Source organism: Acidovorax sp., assembly GCF_046294525.1.
GTDB lineage: Bacteria > Pseudomonadota > Gammaproteobacteria > Burkholderiales > Burkholderiaceae_C > Acidovorax.
In genome coordinates, this window is sequence record NZ_JBKBKQ010000003.1 from 52196 (window position 1) to 69337 (window position 17142).

Sequence of the window (17142 nt, forward strand, 5' to 3'; positions counted from 1 at the left end):
CTCAGTCGAGCTTGATGTCGGCAGCCTTGACCACGGTGGCCCAGCGCGCGCGCTCCTTGGCAAAGAACTGGTCTTGTTCGGCGGGCGTCATGGTCACCACCTCGGCGCCCTGGCCGGCCAGGCGCGAGCGGATCTCCGGTGCGCGGATCGCTGTGATGAAGGCCTTGTTGAGCTTTTGCACCACGGCATCCGGCGTGCCACGCGGCACCAGAATGCCTTGCCAGGTGCCGGACTCGTAGCCAGCAATGCCTTGCTCTGCAATGGTGGGCACGTCACCGATCAGCGGCATGCGGGTGGACTTGGAAACGCCCAGCACCTTGAGCTTTCCGTTCTGCACCTGGGGCAGTGTGGCGAGCATGCCGTTCATCAGCACCTGCGTCTGGCCGGCCACGGTGTCCTGGATGGCGGTCACGCCGCCCTTGTAGGGGATGTACTGCCACTTAGCGCCGCTCGCGCGCTCCAGCGCCACGCCCGCCAAGTGGGGTGCGCTTCCGGTGGCCGTCACCGCAAAGTTCAGATCGTTCTTCTTGGAGTAGGCGACCAACTCCTTGAGATTGCTGACCGGCACCGAAGGATGCACCACCAGCAGGTGGGGCGAATAGGCCAGCATGGTCACGCCGCGCAGGTCCTTGGACGGGTCGAACGACAGCTTGGTGTAGACCGACGGGCTGATGGCCAGCGCGCCCACATCGCACAGCAGCAGGGTGTAGCCATCGGGCTCGGCCTTGGCCACGAAGTCGGCGCCCAGGTTGCCGTTGGCGCCGGGCTTGTTCTCCACGATCACGCTTTGCTTGAGGGCTTCGGACAGCGACTGGCTGATGGAGCGCGCAATGATGTCCGAGCTGCCGCCGGGAGGGTAGGGCACTACGATGCGCAGAGTCTTTGCAGGCCAGTCGGCGGCGTTCTGAGCAAAGGCGCTGGCGCCGGCAAGGGCGCCCAGTGTGGCCAGACAGGCAGCGACGGCGGTGCGACGGATGAGGGGCATGGCAGGATGTCTCCAGTTGGGTTTGTGTTGTTAGTCATCGTACAACTAAGCAGGCCTAAAGACAAGCAAAAAATCTATTTGCAAGACCGATCAAACCAAAATTGCGGGTTTTCACCAAGCCAAAATCTCCTTTGTATCGATGGAAATCCTGCTGTTTCACGGGCTTGCCGGCTGCGGGTAATCCCTGCTGGGATTCGCAGACCGTTGCACCACAATGCGATGCTTGTTGTATGACAACGCATGACTATTTCATGTGTCCCAACCCCAGCGCGCCACCCTGGCAGCCCTCAATCCCCGGAGACAACACCATGCACCGCAGAACCCTTATCCACACCGCCGCACTCGCCGCCGCCCTGGGCGGGCTGGCCAGCGTGCCTGCTGCGGCCCAGGGCAACTGGCCCACGGGCAAGCCCATCACCTACGTCGTGCCCTTTGCCGCAGGCGGCACCACCGACACGTTGGCCCGGCTGATCGGCCAGCAGCTGGGCCCCGCCCTGGGCACCACCGTAGTGGCCGAGAACAAGGGCGGTGCGGCGGGCAGCATCGGATCGGAAGTGGCCGCGCGTGCTGCGCCCGACGGCTACACCTTGCTGGGCGGCACCGTCAGCTCGCACGCTATCAACGTCAGCCTGTACCCCAAGCTCGGTTATGACCCCATCAAGTCGTTCAGCCCGGTCACGCTGATCGGCACCAACCCCGTGGTGCTGGTGGTGGCCGCCAACAGCCCTTACAAAACTTTGAAGGACGTGCTGGCAGCCGCCAAGAGCCGGCAAGGCGGCCTGTCGTCGGCGTCAGCCGGCACCGGCAGTTCGCAGCACCTAGCGGTGGAACTGCTGGCCTACAAGTCGGGCGTCAAGTTCACCCATGTGCCCTACAAGGGCAGCGGCCCCGCCATCCAGGACGTGATCGGCGGCCAAGTGGACATGATGTTTGACACCACCGTGGTGGCCGCACCGCACATCCAAAGCGGCAAGCTGCGTGCCATCGCCGTCACCTCGCCACAGCGGCTGGCTTCCATGCCCGACGTGCCCACCGTGGCCGAGTCGGGTGTCGCGGAGCTCAAGGACTTCCAGGTGCAGTCGTGGCAGGCGATCTTCGTGCCGGCCGGCACGCCAGCGCCCATCGTGACCCGCCTGCACGACGAAATCCGCAAGATCCTGGCCCAGCCTGACATGCAGACCCGCCTCAAGGGATTTGGCATGGAGCCTGCCGACCTGAACACCACCCAGATTGCGGCCTTCCAGAAGGCCGAGGTGGAGAAGTGGGCGCAGGTCATCAAGGCGGCAAGCATCAAAGTCGATTGACCGCCGGCCGACCATTTATCTCCCTGTGAAGACTTTGCGGAACCGCCTTCGGGCCGTTCCGCTTTTTTTGCGGCGTCAGCGCATGCCATGGGGGCCAGTCAGCGTGTGGTGGCGTCGCTGACGTTTTGTGCGCCAGTGCGCTGTGCCAGCACCCAATCAGGATGCTGCCCCGTCAGCAGCAGAAACATCGCAAACACCGGCCCTTGCATGTTGCGCTCGTCGCTCATGCTCTCCAGCGCCTGCCAGGTTCGCGACTGCACACCGCCCCGGCTGCCGGTCTGCAGTGGGTAGCCCATGAGCTCGGCTGCCTGGGCCTGGCTCAGCCCGGCAGCAACGCGTGCGGCCTTGAGCTGCTCGCCTGTGGGTACAGGCATGGAAAGCGGGGTGGGAGAGACAGGTGGGTAGGACATGAAATGCTATTGAAAGGTGAGCTATCAACGCTTGATGGATAAGCGCCAGAGGCAAATTCTGCTTGAATTTTTAGCGCTTCTTACCCCCAGCGGGCCGGGCCCATTGTCCAGCGCGTTGGGTGTCAGCGGAGGTTCTGCTGGTGCAACGGGCCGAACGCGCGCACAAAGCAGGGGATGGCGCCGGGCCCGACGACACCTTGCCGCGCTCTCCCTTGTCCAACCTGGTGACCTGCAAGACATTGCGGAACTGCGCGAGTGCGAGGGCTGGGGAAGTTGACAGTGGAGGGCGCTCGCCATCCCTCGGCCCCAGAGCCGACGATGAATATCAAAGCGAAGGGCCGTGACGACGTTTTCTCTGCAGAAAAATCACAAGCGCCACGATCAGCAGTTGCAATGCGATCACAAGCACAGGCCCGCCGACTGGGATCGGCACCGCAGGCTGTGCAGCCGACGCAACCAACAGGGTCTGGACGGCATCGGCCAACGGTGCGCCTCCATCCGTTTGCAGGTCGCCCACGGCCAGGCGCAACGGGAAGCTCCCAGCGTCGGCCACCACGTCGACCGCGACGATGCAGCCTCCGGGAGCGACGGTCGTTCCTGCCGGCAGACCGACGGTGCTGCCGCCTGCGATAGCGCTCACGCTGACGCCTGGCTGGCCATTCGCGTTGGTGCAAGTCGTCACAGCGTTGACCGGCGTTGCCAGGCGGACGCCCGCCGGCAGTGCCATGGCCAGCGACGCGATGCGCAGCACACCTGCGTTGGCGTTGCCCACGGTGAGGGTGAGCCGGCTTGGGCCGGCACCGCTCACGATGGACGACGGATTCAGGCTGAGGGAGGTGGTCGGACCCTGCGTTGGCGCCGAGCTGAGCAAAGCGAAGGCGTCACTGGCCGGCGGGCCGCCGTTGGTCACAACATCGGCCACGGCCAGTCGCGTTGGGTAGCTTCCTGCGGGTGCTGAAACGTCAATCGACACGTCACAGCCCCCGGGAGGAATGCGCGTACCGGCAAGCAGGCCCACGTTGTTGCCACCGGCTGTGGCCTGGGGGGCGGCTTGGCCGGTGCCGGCGTTGTTGGTGCAGGTCGAGGAGGCATTCGGCGTGGCGGCTGCGACGAGCCCGGCGGGCAAGGTGAGGAGCATGGCCGACACCGTGAGACGGTAGGCGTTGGGGTTGCCCAGTACGAGGGTCAGCCGACTGCTGCCGCCAACGGCGGGCAACTGGGTCGGGTTGAACGACAGGGCCGTGGTGGGGGGGAGCGGCGTCGGCCCGACAATCAAGGCTGCATCACCGACGGCCAAGCCCGCACTGGTCAACACGTCGGCTGCACGTAGCACCAGTTCGTAGCTCCCGGGTGATATGGCCAGGTCCACGTCGATGGTGCAGCCGCCCACGGGGATACGGCTGTCGGCAGGCAGCGACAGGCTGTTGCCACCCGCCGACGCAGTCAGCGCGGCGGGCGCACCTCCTGCAGCATCCGTGCAGGTCGTGGAGGCGTTGGCGGGGTTGGCCACCACCACTCCCGCAGGCAGATTCATCAGCGCAGTCTGCAACGCGAGGCTGGAGGCATTCGTGTTGCCCAGTGTGACGGTAAGCCGTGTGGTGCCACCGCCTCCTCCGGGCAAGTCCGGCGTGACAGACAGCGACAGCGTAGGCCGGTCGGGTGGCGCGGCGTCGCACGAGCCGCCAGCCTGCGCCGCCGCATAGTGCGCCTGCGCTAACAACGTCTGCTGCGCAGGGTACTCGACCATGAGATTGACGTCCGAACCCAGCATGATGCAAGCACCGGTGCCACCAAAGGACATGGTGCGCGGCAGCAGCACCTCTTCGTTGGCGGCTCCGATCTGGCTGGCCGTCGTTCCCTGCCCATAGATAACATAGCCTATGGGAGCGCCGGAGAAGTAGGTGAAAAACGCCGCGGTGATCTGAGGCAAGCTGGCAAAAGACCCGCGGAAATTGCTCTCGGGATTCAGGTTGACTTGAGAAATGCCTGCGCCACTTCCAGGCGTCAATGCAAACAGGCCGCCCGAAGCCTCGTTCGTGATGTCGATCGAGGCTTGCAGGGCTTCCACGCCACAACAGGCGTCGGCCAAAATCCAGAAGGCGGGCGAGAGCCGCTTGCGTATGGCCTCACGAATCACGGGCCAGTGGATGGGACGCACGGCAGGAAAGCCGCCGCCCCCGAACACCGTTCCGATCACGACCATGTCGTAGCCGGTCAATTCCGCTTCCGTGATGGGTGTCCCCCCTTCGAGCGTGCTGGTGTCGATGTCCACCACATCGCCCGGCGCCGAGAAGGCCGTTGGAATCGAACTGGTGCACAGCTGCTCGAAGCTGGAATTGGCTTGGTCAGCCACCAGGCACTTGATGCGTGCGGCATGTGCGTCAGTGGGGGCTGCGCTGACGAACAGAAACAGCAGGGCCGTCAGGAATAGGTACGTTGTGTTGCGCATTGAGCAGTGAGCCGTGCCTGGAATCTCACCCGACTCCACCCGCACAGACTGTGCGAGCAATGGTACTGCCATGCGCTTTTGATGCACCAATCCAACAATTCCGCCCACTTAGCCGTGTTCCCTGTCCAAGTCATGCGCTTATGCGTCCCCTGCTCAGGAGAAAAATCCAGGTAGAGCGTGGGCACATAGTTCGGCGGAGGGGATCGGAATTGCGCGTTGATGCCTCACCCTCAATTCATACTGACTCTCATAAGCTGCTACGCCTGGTTTGTCGCCACCTCGTGCGCCAGGGCCTGCGCAAAGTACGACTCCGGCTGAATGTTGGTGTAGTTGGGAATGTCCGCCGACAGCTCGGCCATGGTCTGCTTGGCGGCGATCTGCGCCTGCTTCAGGTCGCTGAAGAACGCATTGGTCAGCGCCACCACCTGGCCGGGGCGGGGCTCGCCCGGGTAGAGCACGCGGTCGCTTTCCAGCCGCGCCAGGCCCAGCGGCTGCAGCGCAGCGCGGGCGATGCGCATGTGCTCTGTGTGGTAGTAGTCGTGGTTGAAATGTGCGCCTTCGCGCCAACGGTAGAGGGCGGTGACCTTGATCATGGTGGGCTCCTGAAAGAGGGTGCCGGGCCACCATGGCCCGGGCGTGGCGCAACGGTAAGCGGCATGGGGGCCGGGCCACAGCCGCCTGGGCGACAGCGTGTCACGCAGGCGCAAACCCTGGCCGCTGGCTCAGTCCTCGTCCGTCTCGCCCAGAAACCCGCCGCTTTGGTGACCCCACAGCCGCGCGTACACACCGCCCTGGGCAAGCAGTTGTGCGTGCGTGCCTTCTTCCACGATGCGACCTGCGTCCATCACGATGAGGCGGTCCATGGCAGCGATGGTGGAGAGGCGGTGGGCAATGGCAATCACCGTCTTTCCCTGCATCAGGCCGTCCAGGCTTTGCTGGATGGCGGCTTCCACCTCCGAATCCAGCGCGCTGGTCGCTTCGTCCAGCAGCAGGATGGGCGCGTCTTTCAGCATCACCCGCGCAATGGCCACGCGCTGGCGCTGGCCGCCCGAGAGCTTCACGCCGCGCTCACCCACGTGCGCGTCGTAGCCGGTGCGGCCCTGCAAGTCGGTGAGGGTGGCGATGAAATCTGACGCCTCGGCCCGTTCTGCGGCCTTGTGCATGTCGGCATCGCTGGCGTCGGGGCGGCCATACAGGATGTTGTCGCGCATGGAGCGGTGCAGCAGCGAGGTGTCTTGCGTGACCATGCCGATGGCGCGGCGAAGGCTGTCTTGCGTGACGTTGGCAATGTCCTGTCCGTCGATGAAGATGCGGCCTGACTTCACGTCATGAAAGCGCAGCAGCAGGTTGACCAGCGTGGACTTGCCCGCGCCGGAGCGACCGATGAGGCCGATCTTTTCGCCGGGACGGATCGTGAGATTGAGGCGGTCAATGACCGGGCGGGCATCGGGCCCGCTGCCGTAGGCAAATGTCATGTCCTCAAAGCGCACTTCGCCCTGGGTCACGACCAGGGGTTTGGCATCGGGCGCGTCCACCACGGCGCGGGGTTTGGTCAGCGTGTTGATGCCGTCCTGGATGGTGCCCACGCTCTCGAACAACGTGGTCATCTCCCACATCACCCAGTGGGCGTGGCCGGATACACGCAGCGTCATGGCGGTGACGGCGGCCACGGCACCGGCACCCACCTCACCCGCCGACCACAGCCACAGGGCGGTGCCGCAGGCGCCCAGAATCATCGCGACCACGAGGAGCTGGTTGACGATCTCGAACATGCTCACCAGCCGCATCTGCGCGTAGCCGGTGAGCTTGAACGCGTCCATGGCGGCGCGCGCAAACTCCGACTCGCGCCGTGTGTGCGAGAACAGCTTGACGGTGGCGATGTTGGTGTACGCATCGGTGATGCGCCCGGTCATCACCGAGCGCGCATCGGCCTGCTGCTTGCCTACCTGTCCCAGGCGCGGCACAAAGTACCAGCAGGCCAGGCCGTAGGCGACCATCCACGCCGCAAAGGGCACCAGCAGGCGCGCATCGAATCCGGCCAGCAGCACCAGAATGGTCACCAGGTAGATGCCCATGCCGATGACTACGTCGGTGGTGGTGAAGATCATGTCGCGCACGGCCAGCGCGGTCTGCATGATCTTGGTGGTGATGCGGCCCGCAAACTCGTCGGCATAGAAGGCCATGCTCTGGCCCAGCATCAGGCGGTGAAAGTTCCAGCGCAGCCGCAGCGGAAAATTGATGGCCAGCACCTGATGCTTGATGCTGGTCTGCCAGGCCACCAGCGCCACGGACGCCAGCAGCAGCACGGTGATGCCGATCAGCGCCGTCCGACGCTCGGCCCACAGACTGCCGGGGGATGTGGTGGAGATCCAGTCCACCACGTGGCCCAGCACGGCAAACAGCAGGGCTTCATAGATGGCAATGGCGGCAGACAAGCCTGCCATGGCAGCCACGTAGCCGCGAAGGCCTCGGGTGCAGTCCCAGACAAAGGCCATGAAGGCCATTGGGGGCAGGTGGGGGTCGGCGGGAGGATACGGGGGCAGGCGGCTTTCGAAATACTTGAACACTTAGCGGAACTCCTCTACCCAGCGATGGTAGAGGAGGCCTGCCGCCCGGGGGCGCGGCCACGGGCTTGCCCGCAACTGAAGTAGGGCGGTGGATTCAGCGGATGGCTGAGATCAGTCTTTTGGAGTTCACACCAGCAGAGTGATAGCGACGATGGCCACGCCCAGCCCCAGGTTCACGCTCACCAGGGTGCGGATGCTGGCCAGCGCCTTTGCGCCCGCAGACCAGTCGGACGCGGCCACTGCGCGCTGCAGGCGCTTGAACAGTGCAAACCGGATGTGGCCGAACAACGCCATCATCACGAGGCCGAGAGCGGCCATGATGGTCCAGTCCAGCGGCATGGCGAAGCTACCGCCCGCCTGCACGGTCTGCTTGGCCACACGGCCCACCATCCAGAGTCCGCTGCCCAGCACCACCACCACGGCCACACTCACGGCCGCAAAAAAACGCTGCAGCACGTCGTGCATGAGCCGCACGCGCAGCGGTGGTTCCAGTTGCTGCGCCGCCGGGCGCAGGAAGAAATGGGCAAACACCATGCCGCCAATCCACACGATGATGGACAGGACATGGGCCAGTTGGAGGGCGTTGTAGAGCATGGGGCAGGGGGGTAAAGGGGTAAGCGAAAAAACAAACGGTTGGGGCACGCGCCGTGCGATTGTGCGGGGTTGCGCCGCCGCTGCGCGCTTGCCCCTGTGGCACAGCGGCCTACTTGGAGCGGCCTGGCGTTTTTGCCGCGTGTTGCCGCGCTCTATCCGCGCGTTGTCGTACAGGCGTACTGCCTGCAAAACAGCGGCTGGCCAGAACCCTTTCGCTCGGTTTTCAGCCGCTCTCACCGTGACGCGGAAGCGCGCTCAGCCCGGCCCTGGCGCGGTTGAAAGCACCGCAGCGGCCACCCGCACCTGGCTGCCGCCCCTTTTTTTGGCCGCGTACATGGCTTCGTCGGCATGGCCCAGCAGGTGGTGTTCTTCATTGCCATGCTCTGGGTAGATGGCGACGCCGATGCTGGGCCGCACGGGAAGGGCGATGCCTTCCAGGTCGAACGGCGGCCCGAAGGCGGCCAGGATCTTGTCGGCCGCGGCGGCTGCGTGCTCGCGGGCGTGGCCGCCTTCGAGCAGCACGACAAATTCGTCGCCCCCCAGCCGTGCCACGGTGTCCGAAGCGCGCACGCACTCCAGCAGGCGCTGCGCCACACGCTGCAGCAGCAGGTCGCCCATGGCATGGCCGAGGGTGTCGTTCACGTCCTTGAAGCGGTCCAGGTCGATGAACAGCAGCGACAGCAGCGTCTGGTCGCGGCGTGCGCGGGCCAGCGCGGTCTTGAGCCGGTCCAGAAACAGCTGCCGGTTAGGCAGGTGAGTGAGGTGGTCGTACTGCGCCATGTGCTGCAGCCGCTCGTGCATCTGCTGGCGTTCGATGGCTGCGGCCACCTGGGTGGACACGTATTGCAGCAGTTCGCGGTCCTTGGCGGTGTAGCGGGCCTGTTCGGTATAGGCCTGCAGTACCAGCGCTCCCATGGGCCCGGTGGCGGATTGCAGCGGCACACCCAGCCAGCAGCGTGGCGCTGGGGGGCTTGCTGCGGCTGGCCCCTCACCGGCCACGCCGCGGCACGCAGGTGGGATGTGCAGCACGGCATGGGCGTGGCGCAAGACCTGTGCACACAGTTCATCGTCGTCCAGCGCCCGCACCCCGGGAGCGCTGTGGTGTTCATTCACGTGGTAGGGGTAGCTCAACGTGCCCGCAACCGGGTCGTACAGCACCACGGCAAAGTTGGTGGCGTCCAGCAGGGTGCCAATGATCTTGTGGATGCGCTCGAACAGCGTGTGCAGGGTCCTGGCCGTGTGGGCGGCCTCCGAGATGGCATAGGTGGCCGCCTGCAGCGATTCCGTGAACTTGCGTTCGGTGATGTCGTGCGCCACCGCTAAGCGCACGTTGCGTTCGGGCACCCAGCGCGCCGTCCAGCGCACGTGGGCCACACTGCCATCCTTTCGGATATAGCGGTTTTCAAACTGCAGTTGCAGTTCTCCGTCCATAACCCTTTGCGCCTGCTGGGCCGTGGCGGCAAGATCTTCGGGGTGCACCAGGTCCAGCATGCGCCGGCCCACCACCTCCTGCGGCGTGTAGCCAAAGATGCGCTCGAATGCCGGGCTCACAAACACGATCGTGCTGTCGGGCTCCACGATGCACACCGCGTCCAGCAGGAGATCCACCACATTGAGGGATGAAAAACTGTGCATTGGGGGCGCTACTGTCAGTGTGTGAAAAGCATGGATACGGAGAGGAAGGACGATTCCATTGTGCGCCCACAGGCCCCCGCGTGACTCGAAAGTCACAAAAAATGCTCATCATTTCATAGCTGTTGGCGCTGGGCAGTGTTGCGCTGGAGGCACTTTTTTCACAAATATTGCGCGGTAACCAGATGTTGGGGCCACAGACGGTGGATTGACGCTATCCTGCGTTTTCTTTCCGGGCCGGGTTGCCGGCTGTCCCACGCAAAGGCGCCATTTCTGTCTCCCCAAGCTGTTCCATCGCTGGCCGGCCTGTCGCACACAGGTCGTTACAGACATTCGCTGTCTGGCATGGCCGTGGCCTTGCTGGGTTTGCTGCTGAGCTGGGGCATCGCGCGGCAGCAGGCCGAGTCGGTGGCACAGGTCGAGCACGCACGCTTTGTACAAGAGGCGCGGGCGTTTGCGGACACCCTGGCCCAGCGCATCGCCGCCCATACCGAAGTGGTGCTGGGCCTGCGGGGGTTGTTCACGGCCAACCCGCAGCTGTCGCGCCTGGACTTCGAGCGCGCCGCCAGCGAGATCGAGGTGGGCCAGCGCTATCCGGGCGTGCGCAACCTGTCCTTCACCCGATGGGTGCCAGGACCGGACAAGGCGGCATACGAGGCCCGCGTACGGGCCGACACCTCGTTGTCGCCCGAGGGGTTTCCCACCTTTGCCATCCACCCGCCGGGCGAGCGGCCTGAATACTTTGTGGCTGAGTACCTCTGGCCCATGCACGGCAATGAGGGTGTGCTGGGCCTGGACATCAGCGCCCAGCCCACCAACCTGGCGGCCATGCAGTACAGCCGCGACAGCGGGCAAACGGTGGTGTCCGCCCCGTTCGACCTGCTGCAGGAAGAATCGCACCGCGCAGGCGTGGTGATCCGCGTGCCGGTGTTCGATCCCACGGCCGGCACGGCGGAGCAGCGGTTTGTGGGCGCAGTCGCATCCACCCTCCGCGTGTATGACTTGGTGCAGGGGCTGGCGGGCCTGGGGTACCTCAACGGCATCACCGTGTCCATGACCGACCACGGGCCGGTGCGTCCGGGAACGGGCGACACCGCCGTGCGGTCCCTATTGGAGCCTACCGGGACCGCGTTGCCGGACGCCGAGCCCTACGTGCGCGACCTGGAGGTGCACGACCGGCGCTGGCGGCTGACATTCCATCCCACGCGCTCGTTCCTGTCACCCTCCGAGGCGCGCCTGCCGCTGATGGCCGGGATGGTGGGCGCCCTGATCTCACTGCTCTTGGGCACCACGGTGGGCCTGTTGGTGCGCCAGCGCACGCTGGCCCTGGCCCGTGCCCAGCGGTCAGACGACGCCCGGCGCGAGAGCGAAGAGCGCTTCGGCGCGCTGTTCAACCAGGCCACCATGGGCGTGGCGCAGCTGGACGCGCACACCGGCCGCTTTCTGCGCGTCAACCAGCGATATGCCGACATCGTGGGCTACACGCCTGAAGAGATGCTGGGCCTGGCCGCACAGACGATCACCCACCCGGCCGACCTGGCGAACGAGGCACCTCAGCTACAGGCGCTGCGGCGCGGAGACACACCCGAGTACCGCCTGGAAAAACGCTACCTGCACAAGGACGGGTACCCGGTCTGGGTGGACGTGACCGTCTCGCAGATGTGGGCGGCCGGCAATGCACCCGACCACCACATGGCCGTGGTGCAGGACATCACCTCGCGCAAGCGCATGGAAGAAAACCTGCGCGCCAACGAGCAGCGCCTGCGCAGCATCCTGGAGCGCCTGCCCATGGGCCTGTGCGTGGTGCAGGACGACGGCACGATCAGCTTCCGCAACGAGCGCTACGTGCAGATCTGCGGCTACACACAAGAGGCCGTGCCGGACGCAAACACCTGGTGGGAGCGCGCCTACCCAGACGCCATCGAGCGCACGGCTATCCGCCAGCGGCTTGCCGTGGCCAAGAGCCAGGGCGTGATCCCGGCGGATGAGTACACCATTCTTTGCGCCGACGGCAAGCGCAAGCCGGTGGAGATATCCGGAATCGTGATCGAAGGCGGGCGCCTCATCACCATGCAGGACCTGAGCCAGCGCAAGGCGGCCGAGGAAGAGATCAACTCGCTGGCCTACTACGACCCGCTGACCCGACTGCCCAACCGGCGCCTGCTGCTGGACCGCCTGCAGCAGGCCTTGGCCACCAGTGCCCGGCACCAGCGCAGCGGCGCGCTGATGATGCTGGACCTGGACAACTTCAAGACCCTCAACGAAACCCGCGGCCACGACCGCGGCGACACCCTGCTGCAGCACGTGTCGCACCGCCTTCGCAGCTGCGTTCACGAAGACGACACCGTGGCCCGCCTGGGCGGCGATGAGTTTGTGGTGGTGCTGGAGGACCTGGGCGACAGCCCTGAGGACGCCGCTGCGCGCAGCGAGGAAGTCGGCCAGCGCATCCTGGCCGTGCTGCGCGAGCCCTACGAGCTGGACGGCGGCGAGCACCACAGCTCCATCAGCATGGGCATCACCATCTTCAGCGACATGCGCGAGACGGTGGACGAGCTGCTCAAGCGCGCCGACCTGGCTCTGTACCAGGCCAAGGACGCAGGGCGCGACACGCTGCGCTTTTACGACCCCCGCATGCAGGCCGCCGTCACCGCGCGGGCCGAATTGGAGCTGGACATGCGCGTGGGCCTGGCCCAGGGCCAGTTCGAGCTGTACTACCAACCACAGATCGACCACGGCCGCATCACGGGGGCCGAAGCGCTGCTGCGCTGGCGCCACCCGGTCAATGGCTTCATCTCGCCCGCGCACTTCATCCCGCTGGCCGAGGACACCGGCCTCATCCTGCCACTGGGCGAATGGGTGCTGCAGGCCGCGTGCCAGCGCCTGGCCACCTGGGCGCGCCAGCCCGACCTGGCCGGGCTGAGCTTGGCCGTCAACGTCAGCCCGCGCCAGTTTCACCAGACCGGGTTTGTGGCGCAGGTGCTGGCCGCGCTGGCCAGTTCGGGCGCCGATGGACGCCAGCTCAAGCTGGAGATGACCGAAAGCCTGCTGCTGCAGGACGTGGAAGACACCGTCGACAAGATGGGCCAGCTCAAGGCCTATGGCGTGGGCTTTTCGCTGGACGACTTTGGCACGGGGTATTCGTCACTGTCCTACCTCAAGCGCCTGCCGCTTGACCAGCTCAAGATCGACCAGAGCTTTGTGCGCGACGTACTGACAGACCCCAACGACGCCGCAATTGCCCGCACCGTGGTGGCCCTGGGTACCAGTCTGGGCCTGCGCGTGATCGCCGAGGGCGTGGAAACCGAGGCGCAGCGAGATTTTCTGGCCCGCCACCAGTGCCACGCCTGGCAGGGTTACCTGCTGAGCCCGCCCGTGCCCGTCACCGACTTTGAGGCACTGGTGCGCCGCAACCACGCCGCAGCGCCCGGGGTCTGAGCAGGCCGGTGGCAAGGTGTAGCAAAAATGATAGCTGTCAGCGCTCTCTGGATAAGCGCTAGAGCCCATTTTTAGCCAAAATCTGCCGCCTGTGTCCCGCACCGTCCTGCGCAAGCCGCCCCTTGCCGGGCGGGGGTAGGCCACACGGTATCATTCCGCCCTTGCGCGGGGCCGGCGCCCGTCCGGCGCTGCCAGTCCGCTGACAATCCTCTAGCCACACCCCTCATCCGTGCGCCTTACCTCGATCAAGCTCTCCGGCTTCAAGTCGTTCGCTGAACCCACCAACTTCATGCTGCCCGGGCAACTGGTCGGCGTGGTGGGGCCGAATGGCTGCGGCAAGTCCAACATCATGGATGCGGTGCGCTGGGTGCTGGGCGAGAGCAAGGCCAGCGAGCTGCGCGGCGAGAGCATGCAGGACGTGATCTTCAGCGGCACCACCACCCGCAAGCAGGCCAGCCGCGCCAGTGTGGAGCTGGTGTTCGACAACTCCGACCACCGCGCGGGCGGCCAGTGGGGCCAGTTTGGCGAAATCGCGGTGCGCCGCGTGCTTACCCGCGATGGCACCAGCAGCTACTTTCTGAACAACCAGCCCGTGCGGCGCAGGGACGTGCAGGACGTGTTCCTGGGCACGGGCCTCGGGCCCCGCGCCTACGCCATCATCGGCCAGGGCACCATCAGCCGCATCATTGAAAGCCGCCCCGAGGAACTGCGCCTGTTCCTCGAAGAGGCCGCCGGTGTCTCCAAGTACAAGGAGCGCCGCCGCGAGACAGAAAACCGCCTGTCGGACACGCGCGAAAACCTCACGCGGGTCGAAGACATCCTGCGCGAGTTGAACGCCAACCTCGAAAAGCTCGAAAAGCAGGCCGAGGTGGCTGCCAAGTACAACACCCTGCATGCAGACGCGACGCTCAAGCAGCACCAGCTGTGGTTTTTGAAGCGGGCCGAGGCGGAAGAGCAGCAGAACAAGGTGCGCCTCGATGGCCTGCAGGCCGTGAACGACCTCGAATCGCGCATGGCCGATCTGCGCGCCGTGGAGTCGGACCTCGAAACCATCCGCCAGGCCCACTATGCTGCGGGCGACCAGGTCAATCAGGCCCAGGGCAAGCTCTATGAAGCGACAGCCGAAGTGGGCAAGCTCGAAGCCGAGATCCGCTACGTGGTCGAAGGCCGCCAGCGCGTGGAGCAACGCCTGGTGCAGCTGGCCGAGCAGATCGCGCAGTGGCAAGCCCGCAAGGAAGATGCCGATGTGGAGCTGGAAAACCTGGCCGGCGCCGGCGTGGACGCCGAAGAGCGCGCCGAACTGCTCGCCGCGCAGGTCGAAGAGCAGGCCATGCAGCTGCCCGACCTGGAAGAAGCCTTGCGCCAGGCCCAGGCCCGCACGGCCGAGCAGCGCAGCAGCGTCGTGCAGGTGCAACAGCAGATTGGCGTGCTGGCCGCCGAGCAACGCAGCTTTGACGAGCAAAGCCGCCAGCTCGACGCCCGCTTTGAACGCCTGCGCACTGACCGCAACGCGCTGGCCGCGCCCGACGAAGCCCGCCTGAACAACCTGCGCGAGCAGCTCGAAGAAGCGCAGGAGATTGCCGAAACCACCGAGGCACGGTTGTACGAGCTGCAGGAGTCCGTGCCCCAGCTGGACGAAGACCGCCGCGCCCGCCAGCAGGCAGTGAACGCCGAAAGTGCGCGCCAGGCCGAGCTGTCGGCCCGCATGGAGGCCCTGAAGGCCCTGCAGGAAAAGGTCAAGACCGACGGTAAGCTGCGTCCCTGGCTTGCCAAACACGGCCTCGATGGCCTGCAAGGTCTGTGGAGCCGCATCCACATCGAAAAGGGCTGGGAAAACGCGCTCGAAGCCGCTCTGCGCGAGCGTCTGGCCGCGCTGGAAGTCGGGCGCCTGGACATGGTGCGCGGTTTTCTGGGCTCCGGCGGCAACGATGCACCGCCTGCGCGGCTGGCCTTCTACAGCGCCCCGGCTGCGGGCCACCCCGAAACATCGTCGCCCCACGCCCGCCTGTCGGACCTGCTGCGCCTGAACGACGCGGGCCTGCGGGCGGTGTTGGTGGACTGGTTGCAAGGCTGCTACACCGCGCCCACGCTGGACGACGCACTGGCCCGCCGCAGCGCGCTGCAGCCTGGCGAGGTGGTGTTTGTGCCCACGGGCCATGCCGTCAGCGCCCACAGCGTGAGCTTTTATGCGCAGGACTCCGAGCAGTCCGGCATGTTGGCCCGCGCGCAAGAGATCGAACACCTTGAAAAGGAACTGCGCGCGCAGGCACTGATCGCCGAAGAATCACGCACCGCCCTGGTCCGTGCAGAAGCGGCCTATGCCGACGCCTCGCAACGCCTGGTCTCCGCACGCCGTGAAGCCACCGAAACCCAGAGCCGTGCCCATGAGCTGCAGGTCGAGACCTTGCGCCTCACGCAGTTGGCCGAACAAACCCGCGCGCGCAGCCAGCAGATCGATGGCGACCTGGCCGAGGTGGAGGCCCAGCTGGCCGACCTGCAGGAGCGCCGCGTGGCCGCCGAGGCACGCTTTGAAGAGCTGGACATGCAACTGGCCGACAGCCAGGAGCGCGAGGCCCAGCTGGGCGACAAAGTCATCGAGGCGGAGCGCAAGCTGGCCGCCTGTCGCGAGCAGCAGCGCACGCTGGAGCGCCAGGCGCAGGAGGCCACGTTCTCGCAGCGCAGCCTGGAAGCGCGCCGCGCCGAACTCAACCGCTCCATCGAAACCGCCACGCAGCAGGCCAAGGCCCTGGCCGACGAAGAGCAGCGTGCGCGCGATGAACTCGCCCGCCTGTCCGACGCCGCCGCCCAGGGCGGCCTGCAAGCCGCGCTCGAATTGAAGATGGAACGCGAAAAGGCCCTGGGCGCCCAGCGCAGCGAATACGACGACCTGACCACCAAGCTGCGCGCGAGTGACGAACGCCGCATGCAGCTGGAGCGTGCCCTGGACCCGCTGCGCCAGCGCATCACCGAATTCCAGCTCAAGGAGCAGGCCGCGCGCCTGGGCCTGGAGCAGTACACGACCTTGCTGGCCGACGCCCAGGCCGACCTGGAGGCCGTGGCACAGTCCATCACCGAAGGCAATGTGCGCATGGGCGGCCTGCAAGGCGAAATCGACCGCCTGCACCGCGAGATCGCCGCCTTGGGCGCGGTCAACTTGGCCGCGCTGGATGAACTGAAGCTGGCCAGCGAACGCAAGGTGTTCCTCGATGCGCAGACTGCCGACCTCACCGAGGCCATGAACACGCTGGAAGACGCGATCCGCAAGATCGACGGCGAAACGCGCCAGCTGCTCTCGGGCACCTTCGACACCGTGAACGCGCACTTTGGCCGCATGTTCCCCGAGCTGTTCGGCGGCGGCCAGGCCAAGCTCATCATCACCGGCGACGAAATCCTGGACTCTGGCGTGCAGGTGATGGCGCAGCCGCCCGGCAAGAAGAACCAGACCATCCACCTGTTGTCAGGCGGCGAAAAGGCGCTCACGGCCATCGCGCTGGTGTTCGCCATCTTCCAGCTCAACCCCGCGCCGTTCTGCCTGCTGGACGAGGTGGACGCGCCGCTGGACGACGCCAACACCGAACGCTACGCCAAGCTTGTGTCCAGCATGAGCAAGGGCACCCAGTTTTTGTTCATCAGCCACAACAAGATCGCGATGGAAATGGCCGAGCAACTGATCGGCGTAACCATGCAGGAGCAGGGCGTGTCGCGCATCGTGGCCGTCGATATGGAATCGGCCCTCTCGATGGTGGACGCTTGAACCCATTCATTC

General features: G+C 65.7%; 10 protein-coding genes. 3 read left to right on the forward strand and 7 right to left on the reverse strand.

From position 1 onward, the window contains the following. Position 1: 1 nt before the first annotated feature. Positions 2-985, reverse strand: coding sequence for a Bug family tripartite tricarboxylate transporter substrate binding protein (locus tag ACK4HJ_RS04740; protein ID WP_409828182.1), 984 nt, complete (start codon positions 983-985; stop codon positions 2-4). A gap of 308 nt (positions 986-1293) precedes the next feature. Between ACK4HJ_RS04740 and ACK4HJ_RS04745 the strand changes: the two genes are divergently transcribed. Next, positions 1294-2289, forward strand: a complete 996-nt coding sequence (locus ACK4HJ_RS04745) for a Bug family tripartite tricarboxylate transporter substrate binding protein (protein ID WP_409828184.1) — start codon at positions 1294-1296, stop codon at positions 2287-2289. A gap of 98 nt (positions 2290-2387) precedes the next feature. Here the strand turns inward: ACK4HJ_RS04745 and ACK4HJ_RS04750 are convergent, their stop codons facing one another. The 6 genes from ACK4HJ_RS04750 to ACK4HJ_RS04775 form a co-directional block, all read right to left on the reverse strand. Next, the gene (locus ACK4HJ_RS04750) at positions 2388-2663 is read right to left on the reverse strand and encodes a helix-turn-helix domain-containing protein (RefSeq protein WP_409828185.1); all 276 of its coding nucleotides are present in this window, start codon (positions 2661-2663) and stop codon (positions 2388-2390) included. Between the two features lie 361 nt (positions 2664-3024). After that, entirely contained in the window at positions 3025-5148 is a 2124-nt protein-coding gene (locus ACK4HJ_RS04755; RefSeq protein WP_409828186.1) for a hypothetical protein, read from the reverse strand. Positions 5149-5405: 257 nt separating this feature from the next. Next, on the reverse strand, positions 5406-5741 hold the full coding sequence (locus ACK4HJ_RS04760) for an EthD family reductase (protein WP_409828188.1): 336 nt from the start codon (positions 5739-5741) through the stop codon (positions 5406-5408). 129 nt (positions 5742-5870) lie between these two features. Continuing rightward, positions 5871-7715 carry an ABC transporter ATP-binding protein gene (locus ACK4HJ_RS04765; protein ID WP_409828190.1) on the reverse strand — a complete coding sequence of 615 codons (1845 nt, stop codon included), beginning with the start codon at positions 7713-7715 and terminating at the stop codon, positions 5871-5873. A 126-nt stretch (positions 7716-7841) separates the two neighbouring features. Next, complete coding sequence (locus ACK4HJ_RS04770; RefSeq protein ID WP_409828192.1) at positions 7842-8309, reverse strand: CopD family protein; 468 nt, start codon at positions 8307-8309, stop codon at positions 7842-7844. A gap of 255 nt (positions 8310-8564) precedes the next feature. After that, positions 8565-9944 carry a diguanylate cyclase domain-containing protein gene (locus tag ACK4HJ_RS04775; protein ID WP_409828193.1) on the reverse strand — a complete coding sequence of 460 codons (1380 nt, stop codon included), beginning with the start codon at positions 9942-9944 and terminating at the stop codon, positions 8565-8567. 342 nt (positions 9945-10286) lie between these two features. Between ACK4HJ_RS04775 and ACK4HJ_RS04780 the strand changes: the two genes are divergently transcribed. Next, positions 10287-13376 (forward strand): EAL domain-containing protein, encoded by a 3090-nt coding sequence (locus ACK4HJ_RS04780; RefSeq protein ID WP_409828195.1) that lies wholly within the window; start codon positions 10287-10289, stop codon positions 13374-13376. A 229-nt stretch (positions 13377-13605) separates the two neighbouring features. Further along, positions 13606-17130 carry a chromosome segregation protein SMC gene (gene smc, locus ACK4HJ_RS04785; protein ID WP_409828197.1) on the forward strand — a complete coding sequence of 1175 codons (3525 nt, stop codon included), beginning with the start codon at positions 13606-13608 and terminating at the stop codon, positions 17128-17130. The last annotated feature ends 12 nt before the right edge of the window (positions 17131-17142 follow it).